The following is a 15541-nucleotide window of genomic DNA, read 5'->3' as shown; positions in this document are numbered from 1 at the left end:
CTCGCTACCGATCAGGGGAAGGGCCGAGAGCCGCGGTCGATGAAGCGGGGGATGAACCGGAACAGGAGGAACGCGCCGATCAGCCCGACACCGCCGATGGTGCCCGCGGCGAGGGAGATCGATGCGGCCGCGGTGATCCCGGACATCGCCAGCGGAGCGGCGGCGGTGCCGGCGTCTCCGAGGAAGCGGTAGGCACCGAGGAACGGCGCCGGGCGGTCCGGCGGCGCGAGGTCCGATCCGAGGGTCATGAGGATTCCGCTGCCGAGACCGTTCGAGAGTGCGAGCACCAGGGCGACGGCGATGAACCAGACTGCGGCGCTGTCGAGGTCGTGCGTGAACGCCAGGATGATGAACCCCGAGCCCAGACCGATCATCGAGGGGACGGCCGTCCAGATCCGGCCCCAACGGTCCATGATCTGCCCGCTGGCGTAGAACAACGCGAACTCGACCGCTCCGACGACGCCGATGATGAGTGCCGTCTCGGTCTCGGACAGGCCGATGCTCACCGCCCACAGGGGGAGGAGCACGGCACGGCACGACCGCATGGCCCCGACGAGCGCGGCGGTGGTCCCCATCCGCGTGAGGACGACGCCGTGGGCGCGGATCGCCGCGAGCAGCCCGCTCGACTCCGCTGCCGCGAGCTCCTCACCCTCGGTCCGGGCTTCGCCCTCCGGGCCTCGGGTCGGGCTCGGCCGACCGAACATCTCGGCCGGGTCGGGGAGCACCAGCAGCGTCACCGCGGACCCGACGCAGCACACGACCATGACCCAGAACGCCGCCTGCGAGGTGCCGGTCAGGTGGATGACGCCTGCGGCCAGGAACGGGCCGATGAAGGTGCCGGCGCGGAAGACCCCGCCCAGCGAGGAGAGGGCCCTCGCGCGGTAGCGGATCGGCACGTACGTCGTCATGAAGGCATGCCGCGCGAGGCCGAACACCGCCGTCGCGAGGCCGATGCAGAAGATCCCGAGCGCGAGGACGAACGGGTTCGGTGAGATCGCAGCGGTCGCGACACCGACGACGGCGAGCAGAGCGGCCCACATCATCGCGAAGCGTTCGCCGATCCGGCTGACGATCCACCCCGACGGCACGTCGCCGACGAGCTCCCCGAGCATGATGAGCGACGAGATGACACCGGCGACGGCCAGCGTCGCGCCGAGGTTCCCCGCCACAGCGGGGATGACCGGGATGATCGCACCCTCGCCGATCGAGAACAGGAGGGTGGGGAGGAAGACCGCGACCGCGACGGAGCGCAGGTTGAACGGGCGTTCTTCGGAAGTCATCTGCTCGATCGTACGCCCGCGGCACTGCGCGGTAGGCTGATCCCAAATGTTTGACTTGGACCTCTCCACACAGATCAGTACCCTCCGCTCGACCTTCGACGACATCCGCAGCGTCGTCGGCGTCGACCGTCTCGAAGCCGAGATCGCGACGCTGAGCGAGCAGGCGGGTGCCCAGGATCTCTGGGACGACACCACCAACGCGCAGAAGGTGACGAGTGCGCTCAGCCACCGTCAGTCCGAGCTCGCCCGGATCACGAGCATCGCGAACCGTCTCGACGACCTCGAGGTGCTCATCGAGCTCGCCACGGACGCCGAGGACGAGGAGTCGGCCGAGGAAGCCCGCCAGGAGCTCATCAGCCTCCAGAAGGTGCTCGGCGACCTCGAGGTCCAGACCCTGTTGAGCGGCGAGTACGACCCGCGTCCGGCCGTCGTCACCATCCGTGCGGGCGCCGGCGGTGTCGACGCGGCCGACTTCGCCGACATGCTCTTCCGCATGTACCTGCGATGGGCTGAGCAGCACAAGTACCCGGTCACCGTCATGGACACGAGCTACGCGGAAGAGGCCGGGATCAAGTCGGCCACCTTCGAGGTCGACGCACCGTACGCCTTCGGCACCCTCAGCGTCGAGGCCGGGACGCACCGGCTCGTCCGCATGAGCCCGTTCGGAGCTGCGGGGAAGCGACAGACCAGCTTCGCCGCCGTCGAGGTCATCCCGCTCATGGAGGAGACGGAGATCGTCGAGATCCCCGAGTCGGACATCCGGGTCGACGTCTTCCGCTCGAGTGGCCCCGGCGGTCAGTCGGTCAACACGACCGACTCCGCGGTGCGGATCACCCACCTGCCGACGGGCACGGTCGTGTCCATGCAGAACGAGAAGAGCCAGATCCAGAACCGTGCCGCGGCCATGCGCGTGCTCCAGTCACGACTCCTCCTCATCCAGAAGGAGCAGGAGGCGGCCACCAAGAAGGAGCTCGCCGGCACCATCACCGCGAGCTGGGGCGACCAGATGCGCTCGTACGTGCTCGCGCCGTACCAGATGGTCAAGGACCTGCGGACGGAGCACGAGCAGGGGAACCCGGCAGCCGTGTTCGACGGCGATCTCGACGGATTCATCGCCGCCGGGATCCGGTGGCGTTCGATGTCGAAAGCCGAGTAGCCGGACCCGGACATAGTGTTCGCCCAGCCCTCGTACAGGGTACGGATCGCGGGCGTGTCCTGCCCGTAATCGGCACGCCGCTCCTTAAGCTCAAGGAGCCATGATTCGGTTTGATCACATCTCCAAGAAGTATGCGGGAACCTCGCGTCCCGCCCTCAACGACGTCGATTTCGAGATCCTTCGCGGAGAGTTCATCTTCCTCGTCGGTGCTTCGGGATCCGGGAAGTCGAGTTGCCTCCGCCTGATGCTGAAGGAGGACAAGCCGAGCAAGGGCAAGATCCATGTGCTCGGCCACGACCTGGGTTCGATCTCGAACCGCAAGGTCCCGTACTTCCGTCGCAGCCTGGGTGTCGTCTTCCAGGACTTCCGGCTGCTCCCGAGCAAGACGGTCTACCAGAACGTCGCCTTCACCTTGCAGGTGATCGGCAAGTCACGCGGATTCGTCCAGGAGGCCGTCCCCGACGTCCTCAAGATGGTCGGTCTCGACGGCAAGGCACAGCGACTCCCGCACGAGCTCTCCGGTGGTGAGCAGCAGCGTGTCGCCATCGCGCGGGCGATCGTGAACAAGCCGCAGATCCTCCTCGCCGACGAACCGACGGGCAACCTCGACCCGGCGACCAGCGCGGGGATCATGCAGCTGCTCGAACGCATCAACGCCGGTGGCACGACCGTCGTCATGGCCACCCACGAGGCCGGCTTCGTCGACCAGATGCAGCGCCGGGTGATCGAATTGCAGGACGGCCAGATCGTCCGTGACGAACGACACGGTGGGTACGGCACGACCGCCGCCATCCCCGGGCTCGTCCGAGGGTCGTCGAAGGCCGCCGCCCCGTCCGCCCAGCAGGCGCCGGTCACTGCATCGACGCCCGCGGTGGCTGTCGCAGAGACCCCGGCGGTCCCGGTGACGACCACGACGTCCTCCGTCGCAGCGAGTTCCGAGCCCACGACGAGTGCCGTGGCAGCCGCCGCGGTCGCCGCCACCGCCGCCACGCCGACGGCTCCCGCCGCAACGGCCGCGTCCAGCGCGGTCCCGCGCGACTCCTCGCCTCAGAACGACACCGAGGAGTCGACGACCCGCGTTTCCGTCGCGACCCCGATCGAGGAACCGGCCGTCACGTCGGTCGCCGAGCCGGAATCGCCGGTCGCGCGAGCCGAAGAGCAGGTGCAGGACACGACCGGGGCCGAGGCGGCGACGCCGGACGACGAGACCGCACTGCCCCCGGCGGACGCGGTCCCGGAGGTCGCGCCGCCACAACGCCTGAGCAATGCCACCGGACCCATCGGGCTCCCGGCGCGCAACGAGATCGATCCGATCGAGGTCGAACACCTGTCGCTCGCCGAGCGGCTCGGCCTGCGCGCCGCCGCGCGCGGCTCCGAAGACGGAGAGCAGAACGTGGGGCCGACCAAGTGAGACTCGCACTGATCTGGTCCGAGGTCTGGAACGGCCTGCGCCGCAACGTCTCGATGGTGGTCTCCGTCGTGCTCGTGACCTTCATCTCCCTGACCTTCGTCGGAACGGCCGTGCTGCTGCAGATGCAGATCGGCCAGATGAAGAACTACTGGTACGACCGCGCTCAGGTCGCCATCTACCTGTGCACCGCCGACAGTGCCGGCGACACCTGCGCCGCCGGTGCGGCCACGGAGGAACAGCGCGCCGCCGTGCAGAGCGCGTTGGAGTCGTCGACCCTCGCCCCCTTCGTCGACAAGTTCTACTTCGAGGATCAGGCGCAGGCGTTCACGAACTTCCAGGAGCAGTTCAAGGGCAACGACATCGCGCAGTTCGTCACCGCCGATCAGCTCCCCGAGACGTTCTGGGTGAACATGAAGGACGCGTCGCAGTCCGACGTGCTCGTCGAGGCGTTCTCCGGCGTCGCGGGCGTGGAGCAGGTGACGGATCAGCGCCAGTATCTCGACCAGATCTTCTCGGTCCTGAACATCGCCAGTTACACCGCGATCGGGATCGCCGCGCTCATGCTCGTCGCGGCAGCCCTCCTGATCGCGACCACGATCCGGCTGTCGGCCTACTCCAGACGCCGGGAACTCGGGATCATGCGGCTCGTCGGTGCGTCGAACCGGTTCATCCAGACACCGTTCATCCTCGAGGGCGTGTTCGCGGCACTCATCGGCTCCGTCCTCGCGGCCGGGGCGGTGATCACCATCGTCCAGGTGTTCGTCCAGGGATACCTGGCGGACCGCATGCGGTACGTCAACTTTGTCGATCTCGGAGACGCCTTCGTGGTGTTGCCGATCCTGCTGCTCGTCGGCGTGCTGTTGGCCGCGATCTCGGCCAACTTCGCGATCTCGCGGTACCTCAAGGTCTAGTGGGGGAGCGGTGCGGACACCGCGCCGTTCGCTCTGCGTTAGACTGACAGGCTGCCGCGATCGCGGCCGGTCCGTTCCGATGGATCCGAACCAGAACGTCAGGAGTACACCGTGCCGAGGGAACGGGGCGAGAACGTCGTGGCCACGAACCGCAAGGCCCGCCACGACTACACGATCGAGGACACCTACGAGGCCGGCATGGTCTTGACGGGTACCGAGGTGAAGTCGCTGCGAGCCGGTCGCGCGTCGCTCGTGGACGGATACGCCTTCATCGACCGCCGTGAGGCGTGGCTCGACGCGGTGCACATCCCCGAGTACGGCCAGGGGACGTGGACGAACCATCCGCCGCGGCGCAAGCGCAAGCTGCTGCTGCACCGCGAGCAGATCGACAAGATCGCGCACAAGATCGCACCGGGTGGGTTCACGCTGGTGCCACTGAAGATCTACTTCAAGGACGGCAAGGCCAAGGTCGAGATCGCCGTGGCGAAGGGCAAGAAGGAGTACGACAAGCGGCATGCCCTGCGCGAGAAGCAGGACACCCGCGAGGCGGCTCGCGCGATGGCCACCAGGAACCGACTCGGCGAATAGGGTGACACCACCGCCGGCGCGCGGTACACTTGAAAGCTGCACCGGAAGGTGCTCGTTCACCGCTCGCGGTGGATTGACAACTCGACAGCGTGTGACAACGACCCTCTTCACCTCGGCGACGGGGTGCTGAGCGCATGGGGATGATCGGTTTCGACATTGCCTGCGAAACTGCGAGAAGCGGGTCGAGGATGCAGGGTTATCTCGTTAACGATCTCTGCAAAACAACAAGTGCCAACTCTAAGCGCACTGACTTCGCCCTCGCTGCTTAAGCGAGCCCGATAGTCCGTCAGACCGAGCGTGTCCCCGTCTCGGATCCTGGCGTCATCTAGGGGACTTGCTGGATGACGGAGCCGCGACGTCATCCGGGACTTTTCCTCGGCTGGGCCCGTCGACCAAGATGCCCTTGTCAATGGTCGGGGCCGAGTAGAACGCATTAAGGGATACGCCCGTAGAAGGCGCAGAATCACAGCAGTGGACGGGGGTTCAATTCCCCCCATCTCCACACCTGGTCGTTGTCGCACGCCGTCGGTTCGACGTCGGGCCTCCGCTTTCAGCGGGGGCCTTTCGTCGTGCTTGAGGTCAGGCGGCCCCCGACGGGCTGCTAGCCTGGGAGTCCAGAGGCCGCCACCACCCGGGAGACCTGCATGGCGACAATCCTGCTTGTTTTTGCTGCGATCGCCGTCGCCACGCCCACACTCACGAGAGTGCTGTCGACGAAGGTCTTCTACGTCATCGCGTGTATTCCCGCGGCGGCATTCATCTGGACGCTCTTCCAGACCTCCACGGTGACGTCCGGCGGCACCGTCGTCGAGACCATCGAGTGGATCCCGCAGCTGAGCATCGCGCTGTCGTTCCGGATGGACACGCTCGCCTGGTTGCTCGCCCTCGTCGTGACCGGGGTGGGCGCCCTCGTCCTCGTGTACTGCGCGCGGTACTTCTCAGCGGACGAGCCCGGACTCGGGCGGTTCGCCGCGTTCCTCTTCGCGTTCGCCGGAACGATGTTCGGGCTGGTCACGGCCGACGACATCATCGTGATGTTCATGTTCTGGGAGATCACGAGTGTGCTCTCCTACCTGCTGATCGGGCACTACACCGATCGCAAGGAGAGCCGTGGAGCGGCGCTGCAGGCGCTGCTGGTGACCACCTTCGGCGGGCTCGTGATGCTGGTCGGCGTCATCATGATCTCGGTGCAGGCGCAGAGCACCTCCCTCGCCTCGATCGTGGAGCAGGGCCTCACCGGTCCGGCGACCACCGTCGCGATCCTCCTGATCCTCGTGGGTGCGATCTCGAAGTCCGCCCTCGTCCCCTTCCACTTCTGGTTGCCAGCCGCGATGGCCGCCCCGACGCCGGTGAGCGCCTATCTCCACGCGGCGGCGATGGTGAAGGCCGGCATCTACCTGGTCGCGCGGTTCGCGCCGGGGTACGCCGACACCCCGGGTTGGGATGCGATGCTCGTCGGTCTCGGCGTCCTGACGATGGTGGCCGGAGCCTGGCGTTCGCTCCGTCAGTACGATCTCAAACTCGTCCTGGCGTACGGCACCGTCAGCCAGCTCGGGTTCCTCATGGTGGTCTCCGGCTACGGCACGCGCGACTCGGCGTTGGCGGCGGTGGCGCTGCTGCTCGCTCACGCGATCTACAAGGCCGCCCTGTTCCTCGTGGTCGGGATCATCGACCATCGGGCCGGGACCCGCGACTGGCGGCATCTCTCCGGTGTCGGGCGCCAGACGCCGGTCCTCGCCGTGATCGCCGCGATCGCCGTCGCATCGATGGCTGGCATTCCTCCACTCTTCGGCTTCGTCGCCAAGGAGGCCGTGTTCACCTCGTTGCTCGAGGGCGCACTCGAGGGCGACGTCTGGGGGTGGGTCGCGATCATCGGGACCGCCGTCGGTTCCGTCCTGACGGTCGCCTACAGTGCTCGGTTCCTCTGGGGCGCGTTCGGTGACCGCCGTGGCGCGGCACCGACCGAGCTGCACGCGGAGTCCGGCAGCATCCTGATCGCTCCCGGTGTCCTCGCGGTCGCCACCATCGTGCTCGGCTTCGCGACGACCCCGATCGACACCGTTCTCGCGCCCTACGCGGACTCGGTGGGGGAGGGCGGATACCACCTCGCGCTCTGGCACGGCTTCGAGCCCGCCCTCGGGATCTCGGCGGTCGTCGTGCTCCTCGGTGTGCTGCTCTTCCGCTGGCGTCTCCCGGTCGCGCGACTGCAGGACCGCCTCCCGTCGGTCATCGACTCGTCGAAGGGCTACTGGGCCGCGACACAGGGGATCGATCGGCTCTCGGCGAAGGTCACCCTCTTCGCGCAGCGCGGCGGGCTCGTCCAGTATCTGTCCACGATCCTCGTGGTCTTCGTCCTGACGCTCGGCACGATCGCACTCGTCGGCCGGGCCTGGCCGGACGAGGTCCGCCTGTGGGACTACCCGGCACAGGTGGCGATCGCCATCATCATGGCGACCGCGGCGATCGCTGCGGCCAGGGCGAAGCAACGCATGGCGGCGGTCCTCCTCGTGGGTGTCACCGGCTTCGGCCTCGTGGCGCTGTTCGCCCTGCACGGCGCCCCCGACCTCGCCCTCACGCAGGCTCTGGTGGAGACCATCACCATCGTCGTCTTCGTCCTCGTCCTCCGTCGGCTCCCCGCCAAGATCGCCCAGCGGAACGCTCCGGTCCACCGGACCCGCCGCGTCGTGATCGGAACCCTGACGGGGGCCGTCATGGGGCTCATCGGGGTGATCGCCCTCGGCGCACGCCAGGCGGAGAGCATCGCGACCGAACTGCCCCGCCTCGCGGTCGAAGAGGGACACGGCAAGAACATCGTCAACGTCATGCTGGTCGACATCCGCGCGTGGGACACGATGGGCGAGATCTCCGTCCTCGTCGTCGTCGCCACCGGCATCGCCAGCCTGTTGTTCGTCTCCCAGCGCGGTGCGGAGGTGCCGCGCTTGAGCGGCGCCCGTCGCCGTCGGACGCCCAGCCTGCGCTCGCAGGTCGTGTCGGACCCGCATCTGGCGGACAGCGAGATGGAGGCTCCCCGCGACGCCGTCGGACGCCACTCGTGGCTCATCGGCGGCCGTGCCATCGCCGAGGCGAACCGCTCGATCCTGCTCGAGGTGCTCGTCCGACTCCTGTTCCACCCGGCGATCGTCGTCTCGATCTTCCTCCTCTTCGTCGGACACAACGAGCCGGGTGGTGGGTTCGCTGGTGGCCTGCTCGCCGGACTGGCGCTCGTGATGCGGTACCTGGCCGGTGGCCGGTACGAGTTGGGGGAGGCGGTTCCCATCGACGCCGGCAAGGTGCTCGGCGTCGGCCTGCTCCTCGCGGTCGGCACCGCCGTCGGGTCGCTGTTCTTCGGCGGGGAAGCCCTGCAATCCGCGTACTTCTCGGCCGACGTCCCGATCCTCGGCCACCTCTCCTTCGGCACGTCGAGCATCTTCGACATCGGTGTCTATCTCGTGGTCGTCGGGCTCGCGCTCGACATCCTGCGCAGTCTCGGAGCCGAGGTCGACCGTCAACAGGAGGAAGCCGACATCGACGAGCAGAGTACGGACGAGTTCTCGGCGAGTGAGGTCGAACGATGAGCGCCTCCCTCACCCTCGTCGTCCTGATGGCCGTCATGTACGGCACGGGCGTCTACGTCATGCTCGAACGCAGCCTGACGCGGTTCCTCATCGGGTTCGTCCTCGTCGGCAACGCGACGAACCTCCTGATCCTGATCATGAGCGGACCGAGCGGTACCGCGCCGCTCGTCACCGGGACGGCTTCGGACGACCGCATGGTCGACCCGGTGCCGCAGGTGCTCATGCTGACGGCCATCGTCATCAACTTCGGCGTGACGGCGTTCATCCTCGCCCTGATCTACCGGACCTGGTGGCTGGCGCAGCTCGGCGACGAGGGTGACACCCTCAGCGACGAGCACGCGGACGACACGGAGGCGGCGACGGACGCGGTCTTCAACCAGGTCGACCTAGACGACGAGGCCATCCAACGGGTCCTCGACGAGAGCAACGAGCACGGCGACGATCGGAACACGGCCAGGAAGGGAGCGGGCGAATGAACGCACTCGTGCCCCTGGTGGTCATGATCCCGCTGATCGGCTCCGCCGTCGCGCTCATGTTCCGCAACCGCCGGAAGACCCAGGTCCTCATCAGCGTCGTCGCGCTCACCGCGGTGACCGTGATCAGCGCCGTGCTCCTGGCAGCGGTCGACCAGAGCGGCACCATCGTGGTCGAACTGGGCGGCTGGTCCCCGCCGTGGGGCATCGTCCTCGTCGTCGACCGCCTGTCGGCGATCATGCTGCTCATCGCGGCGCTCATGCTGCTCGGCGTCCTCGTCTTCGCCATCGGTCAGGGCATCGTCGACGGCGACCGCGAGACCCCGGTGTCGATCTTCCACCCCACCTACCTGGTGTTGGCGGCCGGTCTGTTCGACGCCTTCGTCGCCGGCGACCTCTTCAACATGTACGTCGGGTTCGAGATGCTGCTCGCATCCAGCTACGTGCTGCTCACCTTGGGCGGGACCGGCGCGCGGATCCGTGCGGGCGTGACGTACATCGTCATCAGCCTCATGTCGTCCCTCCTCTTCGTCGCAGCGATCGCACTCATCTACGGCGCGACGGGCACGGTCACGATCGCCCTGGTCGCCGACCGCGTCCGCGATCTCCCCATGGAGGTCCAGGCGATCCTCTGCGCGGCCCTCCTGCTCGGCTTCGCGGTGAAGGCGGCGGTGTTCCCGCTCTCGTTCTGGCTCCCGGACTCGTACCCGACCGCACCGGCGCCGGTCACCGCGGTCTTCGCCGGCCTGCTGACGAAGGTCGGTGTGTACGCGATCATCCGCACCGACACGCTCATCTTCAAGGAGGTCCCGCTCGCGACGCCCTTGATGGTGATCGCCTTCCTGACGCTGCTCATCGGGATCTTCGGCGCGGTCGCACAGGCGGACATCAAACGGCTGCTGTCGTTCACGCTCGTCAGCCACATCGGGTACATGATCTTCGGCATCGCGGTGGGTGGGGTCGCCGGCACCGCTGCGACGATCTACTACATCGTCCATCACATCGTCGTCCAGACCACCCTGTTCCTCACGACCGGGCTCGTCGAGCGGATCGGCGGGACGACCTCCATCTCCCGGCTCGGCGGGATCCTGAAGGCCTCGCCGATCGTCGGGGTGCTGTTCTTCATCGGGGCGATGAACCTCGGCGGCATCCCGCCGTTCTCCGGGTTCCTCGGCAAGATCGGCCTCTTCCAGGCCGGTGTCGCCCTGGGGGACCCGCTCTCCTACATCCTCATCGCGGCCGGTGCTGCGACCTCGCTCCTGACCCTCTACGCGCTGGCGCGGGTCTGGAACATGGGGTTCTGGCGCGGCAAGGACGAGGTCGCCGGATACTCGTCGCCGCTCCTCGACCAGCTCGCCGAGAGCCCGGAGGACTCGGGGTCGGTCGACACCAAGACCATCTCCCGCCCGATGATCGGCGCGACGACCGGCATGGTCGCCCTGACCCTCGCCCTCACCGTGTTCGCCGGACCGTTGTTCGGCCTCGCGACGCGGGCCGCCGAGAACATCGAAGACCCGGACAACTACATCACCGCGGTCTTCCCCGACGGAACGGAGCACCTGAGGTAATGCAACCGTCACGTCGTCGCGCGTTCGTCAGCCAGGCCCTCCTGACGGCGGGACTGGTGCTGCTCTGGTGCCTCCTCTGGGGCATGTTCGACCTCCTCACGCTCGTGACCGGGCTCGGGGTCGCTCTCCTGGTCTCGTTCCTGTTCTACCTCCCTGCCGTCGAGCTGAGCGGTCGTATCAACGTCTGGCGGACCGCGGTGTTCCTCGGCCGCCTGCTCGTCGACATCGTCCGCGCGAGCGCCGAGATCACCTGGCTCGTCCTCCGTCCGTCCTTCCGGTCGAGCAACGCCCTCATCGCGGTGCGTCTCCGGACCTCGTCCGACCTCATCATGAGTTGGACGGCCGAAGCGGTGTCGATCGTGCCCGGATCGATCGTGGTGGACCTCGACCGCACCGCGTCGACGCTCTACCTGCACGCCCTGAACGTGCACGACGACTCCGACATCGAGCAGGTCGTCGCCGAGGTCCTCGGAACGGAGCGGCGTCTCATCCTCGCGATCGGTTCGCGCACCGAGGCGGACGCGCTCCGCCATGACCACGACCACGTCTCGACCGGAAGGGGTGCGTGATGCTCGTCGTCGTCATCGTCGTGTCCGTGCTGTTCGCCGCCGCCGCCCTCGCCGCGGTCTACCGCATCATCCGCGGGCCCAGCCTCCTCGACCGCGTGATCGCATCCGACGTGCTGGTCGCCACCGTGATGTGCGCGATCGGGGCGGAGATGGCCGTCAACCGGCATACCGACGGTCTGCCGGTCCTCCTGGCGCTCGCGATGTTCGCGATCGTCGGTTCGGTGAGCGTCGCGCGGTTCATGTCGAAGCAGGACGACGCATGACCGTCGATCTCATCCGCGACATCGTCACCGGCGCGCTCGTCATCGTCGGGGCGATCATGTGCTTCGCCGCCGGGGTCGGTCTCCTGCGCTTCCCCGACGTCCTCTCGCGACTGCACGCGGCGACGAAACCGCAGATCCTCGGGCTCATCGCCATCATCGCCGATGTCGCCGTGTCCAGTCCCACGGTCGGGACGATCACGATCGCCATCGCCATCATCGTCTTCCAGAGTCTGACGGCGCCCATCTCGGCGCACATGGTCGCGCGCGCGGCGTACCGGAGTGGGAACTTCGACGAGACGTTGCTCGTCCGCGACGAGCTCGCCGGACGCGAAGAGCTCGGCGAGGAACGACATCCGGGACATACGCCCGAGTAGCGGCACAATGTCCTCATGGGAATGCTCATCTACGGATCCGGCGACGAGTACGAGATCGACGACCGCGCGCTCGCACACCTCAAGGCCGTGATCGGGGCGAAGCTCCGTCGGCAGGAGGGCTTCTTCCTCAGCTGGGCGAACGACGCCGAACACGGTTCCGGGCGGCGTTCGTTGTGGTTGTCTCCGAGCATCCCGCTGCAGTTCCGCTTCTTCGGCAGCCGGCCTCCGGAACTCAATCGGGCCTGGCTCGAGGTGCTCTCGGAGACATCCCATTCGCCGCGCGGGCTGCAGCTCATCCCGGAATCGGAGGTCGAGCGGCACCTCGCTGGCGGTCGACTGTCGCATGACAGCGACGGCAGCCACGAACACGGTGAGGACTAGGACCCGTCGTCCGTTCCGACGAGCAGGACGCGCAGGGCCAGCTCAGGGGAGCCCCGGCCGTCCGGCGGGATCGTCTCGCCGTGCGCGTAGCGGTCGACGACGCGTGGGTCGACGTAACTCGATTTGGCGATCGCCGGGGTGTTGCCGAGGACCGCTGCGGCATCCCGCATGGCCTGGGCGACGACCTTCGATCGCGCGGTCTTGCTCCGGACCGGTCCGGCCTTCGCGAGGCTCTCGGCCGCTGCGACGGTGCCGTGGAGGGTGCGGAAGTCCTTCGCCGTGAACGCACCGTTGGTCTGCGCTCGGACGTAGTCGTTGATCTGGCTCGCCTGGAGGTGCCTCCACCGGTTGCCGTCCTTCCAAGCGAGGAGCCGGGCATGCGGGCCTCGCCGTTTCAAGGAACGGATGAGTGAGGCGAGGTCGGCGTCCACGATGTCCGACTCCCAGGGCTGTCCGCTCTTGGCCGGGAACTTCAGGGCGACGGTGTCGCCGCTGACCCGGGCGTGTGCGCCGTCGAGCGTCGACAGGCCGTGGCTCCCGTTCGCCTCCGCGTACTGTTCGCCGCCGACGCGCAGTGACCCCGTGTCGAGCATGCGGAACGCCCCGGCAGACACACGGGCCAGCGGGTAGCCCTCGAGTCTGAGGTCGCGCGTGACCCGTCCTCGTGCCGCCGGGAGGGCCTCGGCGAGGGCCAGCGCCCGGTCGAACTTGTTGCGGTCCTGGCGTTCGCGCCACGAGGGATGGTAGAGGTACTGGCGTCGGCCGGCCGTGTCGATGCCGGTCGCCTGGATGTGCCCGTTCGCGTAGGGGGTGATCCACACCTCGTTCCAGGCGGGCGGAATCACGAGGCCGTCGATACGGGCACGGATCTCCTGGTCCTCGAGGAGGGAACCGTCGGGCAGGCGATAGCTGAAGCCGCGTCCGGAGCGAACCCGTCGGATGCCCTGCCCGCTGACGTCACTGCGCCTCAGTCGTACCATCCGCTCAGCGTACGACGCGTCATCGGACCGCTCGCCGGGCTTGCGCGGTGCCCGCTGATCGTGTCAGTCGACCGGGGGCAGCTCGGCGAGGAAGGCGTCGTGCAGGCGCCCGTTCGTCGCGAGGGAGCTCCGTGTCGAGATGGACCGGTTGCCGTCGATGTCCGTGAAGCGTCCGCCGGCCTCCAGCACGATGGGCACGTGAGCGCCGAGGTCGTACTCCTGGACCCCGAACTCCGCCACGGCGTCGATCGAGCCCTCGGCGAGCAGCATGTAGGGCCACATGTCGCCGATGGCGCGATCACGCCAGAGCGAGCCGCACAGGGCCAGGAGCTGGGGGATACGCCCCACGGAGGCCCACTGCGCGATGCTCTGGAAGCTGAACGACGCATCGGCGAGGTCTGCGACCGCGGAGACGGCGAGCCGGCGCGGTTCGACCTCGCCGAACCGGAGTCCCCATGCCCCGTGCCCGATGGCGCCCCACCAGCGGGCGTGCATGGCCGGTGCGCTGACGACACCGACGACCGGTACCCCGTCGACAGCGAGGGAGATGAGTGTCGCCCAGTTGGGGACGCCGCGGAGGAAGTTCGCCGTGCCGTCGATCGGGTCGATGATCCACTGGCGGTCCGTCGGCCCTTGCGCACCGTACTCCTCGCCGAACACCCCGTCATCGGGCCGTTCGGTCTCGAGGATGCCGCGGATGGCCCGTTCGACGGCGAGGTCGGCGTCCGTGACGTGCGAGCGGTCCGGCTTGGTCGAGATCTCGAGGTCGCGTGCCTCGAACCGGTCCATGGCGATGCGGTCCGCCGCGTCGGCCAGCCGGAGGGCGAGTTCGAGGTCTGCAGAGGAAGCTGGGGAGTGGTCGGTCACCAGTCCAGGATAGGGTCGCGCGGATCGGATCCTCGGACATGCGGACGCGTGGGGCCGTCCGCGCGACACGCCGACGGGCTCGATTTCGCACCGGAGCAGGTTCGGTGATAGTGTCATATCTCGGTTCGGAACACTCCGAAACCACGCACCTCTAGCTCAATTGGCAGAGCAACTGACTCTTAATCAGTGGGTTCCCGGTTCAAGTCCGGGGGGGTGCACAACACAGAGACGGCCTCATCTTCGGATGGGGCCGTCGTCGTTTCGGGCCCACCCTGCGGGAGCTGAACCGATTTTGCAACGTTTCGCGCCAGCCCGCGTCGGATTCGCGTCATCGGCGTCCCGAGGCGTCATGGCATGAGACCCTGAAAGGGTCGGCGAGCTGGCGGGATCGGGTCCTGCCGTTGCCGACGACGGCCTCCGTGTGGTCACCCCACCGCTCGGGGCGTAGCGACAGCGCGCATCAGTGCCCGCCGTCGCCGTGGCGTCTCATCGATTCGGGTTCGATGAGGCGTCATGCCCGCTCAGGTCCTGCGACGACGAAACGGCCGCCCACCGAGGTGGACGGCCGTGCGTGTCGATGCGTCGGTTCAGGCGACGGAACTCCGCCGCGCGGGAACCGGGTTGACGAGGCTGGCGTCGATGAACTCGGGTTCCGCCCACACGGTGATCGGGTAGTGCTGAGGCTCCAGCAGCGTCCGCTCCACGAGGGTCGGTTCGGCGACCGGCTCCTCCTCGGCTTCGGGGGAGTGCTCGGGCTCGGCCTGCTCGGTGCCAGCTGCCGGCACGAGCGTCTCCACGGGCTCCGCCTGCTCGACCGGCGACGTGGTGCCCGCGGCGACCTCGAGCTCCACCTCGACGGCGTCGAGCTGCTCCTGCGGACGTGACCAGAGGCGCCATCCGCGGGCCGGTGCGGCTTCGGCCCGGACCGTGACCGCGGCCTGTTCGAGGTCGATGTCGGTGGCGATCTCGTGCGCGAGCTGCTGCGCGTAGACCTCGTGGAAGATCTCATCGCCGGAGCTCGGCGTGCGCCGAGACAGCACCCAGGCGCCGTTCGCGCCGAGCTCGCCGGCCAGTCGCGCGTGCACCAGGTCGAACAGCTGCTTCTCGGTCAACTTCGATGCGGAGACAGGTGCAGCGTGGCGTCG

The 15541-nt window shown here is 67.9% G+C and carries 15 protein-coding genes, 1 tRNA gene and 1 other RNA gene; 13 read left to right on the top strand and 4 right to left on the bottom strand.

The window, feature by feature from the left end; genetic code table 11:
• Positions 1-11 precede the first annotated feature (11 nt).
• Complete coding sequence (locus ASF68_RS03995; RefSeq protein ID WP_056007127.1) at positions 12-1280, bottom strand: MFS transporter; 1269 nt, start codon at positions 1278-1280, stop codon at positions 12-14.
• A 46-nt stretch (positions 1281-1326) separates the two neighbouring features.
• Between ASF68_RS03995 and prfB the strand changes: the two genes are divergently transcribed.
• The 12 genes from prfB (at position 1327) to ASF68_RS03940 (ending at position 12549) form a co-directional block, all read left to right on the top strand.
• Entirely contained in the window at positions 1327-2436 is a 1110-nt protein-coding gene (prfB, locus tag ASF68_RS03990) for a peptide chain release factor 2 (protein ID WP_056007124.1), read from the top strand.
• A 100-nt stretch (positions 2437-2536) separates the two neighbouring features.
• Complete coding sequence (ftsE, locus tag ASF68_RS03985; RefSeq protein ID WP_056007120.1) at positions 2537-3847, top strand: cell division ATP-binding protein FtsE; 1311 nt, start codon at positions 2537-2539, stop codon at positions 3845-3847.
• Positions 3844-4758 (top strand): permease-like cell division protein FtsX, encoded by a 915-nt coding sequence (ftsX, locus tag ASF68_RS03980; protein ID WP_056007118.1) that lies wholly within the window; start codon positions 3844-3846, stop codon positions 4756-4758. Before ftsE ends, ftsX begins: the two co-directional genes overlap by 4 nt.
• Before the next feature lie 111 nt (positions 4759-4869).
• Complete coding sequence (smpB, locus tag ASF68_RS03975; protein ID WP_056007115.1) at positions 4870-5346, top strand: SsrA-binding protein SmpB; 477 nt, start codon at positions 4870-4872, stop codon at positions 5344-5346.
• A 136-nt stretch (positions 5347-5482) separates the two neighbouring features.
• Positions 5483-5851, top strand: a transfer-messenger RNA (tmRNA) gene (gene ssrA, locus ASF68_RS18440).
• Positions 5852-5990: 139 nt separating this feature from the next.
• Positions 5991-8921 carry a Na+/H+ antiporter subunit A gene (locus tag ASF68_RS03970; protein ID WP_056007112.1) on the top strand — a complete coding sequence of 977 codons (2931 nt, stop codon included), beginning with the start codon at positions 5991-5993 and terminating at the stop codon, positions 8919-8921.
• On the top strand, positions 8918-9397 hold the full coding sequence (locus tag ASF68_RS03965; RefSeq protein WP_056007110.1) for an NADH-quinone oxidoreductase subunit K: 480 nt from the start codon (positions 8918-8920) through the stop codon (positions 9395-9397). Before ASF68_RS03970 ends, ASF68_RS03965 begins: the two co-directional genes overlap by 4 nt.
• Positions 9394-10962, top strand: coding sequence for a Na+/H+ antiporter subunit D (locus ASF68_RS03960; RefSeq protein WP_056007107.1), 1569 nt, complete (start codon positions 9394-9396; stop codon positions 10960-10962). Before ASF68_RS03965 ends, ASF68_RS03960 begins: the two co-directional genes overlap by 4 nt.
• Complete coding sequence (locus ASF68_RS03955; protein ID WP_056007104.1) at positions 10962-11531, top strand: Na+/H+ antiporter subunit E; 570 nt, start codon at positions 10962-10964, stop codon at positions 11529-11531. Before ASF68_RS03960 ends, ASF68_RS03955 begins: the two co-directional genes overlap by 1 nt.
• Complete coding sequence (locus tag ASF68_RS03950; RefSeq protein ID WP_056007101.1) at positions 11531-11794, top strand: monovalent cation/H+ antiporter complex subunit F; 264 nt, start codon at positions 11531-11533, stop codon at positions 11792-11794. The genes ASF68_RS03955 and ASF68_RS03950 overlap by 1 nt, the downstream gene beginning before the upstream one ends.
• Entirely contained in the window at positions 11791-12168 is a 378-nt protein-coding gene (mnhG, locus tag ASF68_RS03945; protein ID WP_056007098.1) for a monovalent cation/H(+) antiporter subunit G, read from the top strand. The genes ASF68_RS03950 and mnhG overlap by 4 nt, the downstream gene beginning before the upstream one ends.
• A 15-nt stretch (positions 12169-12183) precedes the next feature.
• The gene (locus ASF68_RS03940) at positions 12184-12549 is read left to right on the top strand and encodes a hypothetical protein (protein WP_056007095.1); all 366 of its coding nucleotides are present in this window, start codon (positions 12184-12186) and stop codon (positions 12547-12549) included.
• Here ASF68_RS03940 and ASF68_RS03935 read toward each other — a convergent pair.
• Positions 12546-13529 (bottom strand): DNA topoisomerase IB, encoded by a 984-nt coding sequence (locus ASF68_RS03935; protein ID WP_056007092.1) that lies wholly within the window; start codon positions 13527-13529, stop codon positions 12546-12548. The two genes, ASF68_RS03940 and ASF68_RS03935, sit on opposite strands and share 4 nt — an antisense overlap.
• A 63-nt stretch (positions 13530-13592) precedes the next feature.
• Complete coding sequence (locus ASF68_RS03930) at positions 13593-14396, bottom strand: inositol monophosphatase family protein (protein WP_235522555.1); 804 nt, start codon at positions 14394-14396, stop codon at positions 13593-13595.
• Between the two features lie 145 nt (positions 14397-14541).
• Here ASF68_RS03930 and ASF68_RS03925 point away from each other — a divergent pair.
• Positions 14542-14614: transfer RNA gene (locus ASF68_RS03925), tRNA-Lys, on the top strand.
• A gap of 369 nt (positions 14615-14983) precedes the next feature.
• Here ASF68_RS03925 and ASF68_RS03920 read toward each other — a convergent pair.
• Complete coding sequence (locus ASF68_RS03920; RefSeq protein ID WP_157580193.1) at positions 14984-15508, bottom strand: hypothetical protein; 525 nt, start codon at positions 15506-15508, stop codon at positions 14984-14986.
• Between the last annotated feature and the right edge of the window lie 33 nt (positions 15509-15541).

This window comes from Plantibacter sp. Leaf314 (assembly GCF_001423185.1).
Taxonomy (GTDB): domain Bacteria; phylum Actinomycetota; class Actinomycetes; order Actinomycetales; family Microbacteriaceae; genus Plantibacter.
Note: the sequence above shows the minus strand (reverse complement) of the source record. Positions and strands in the feature narration are given on the sequence as shown.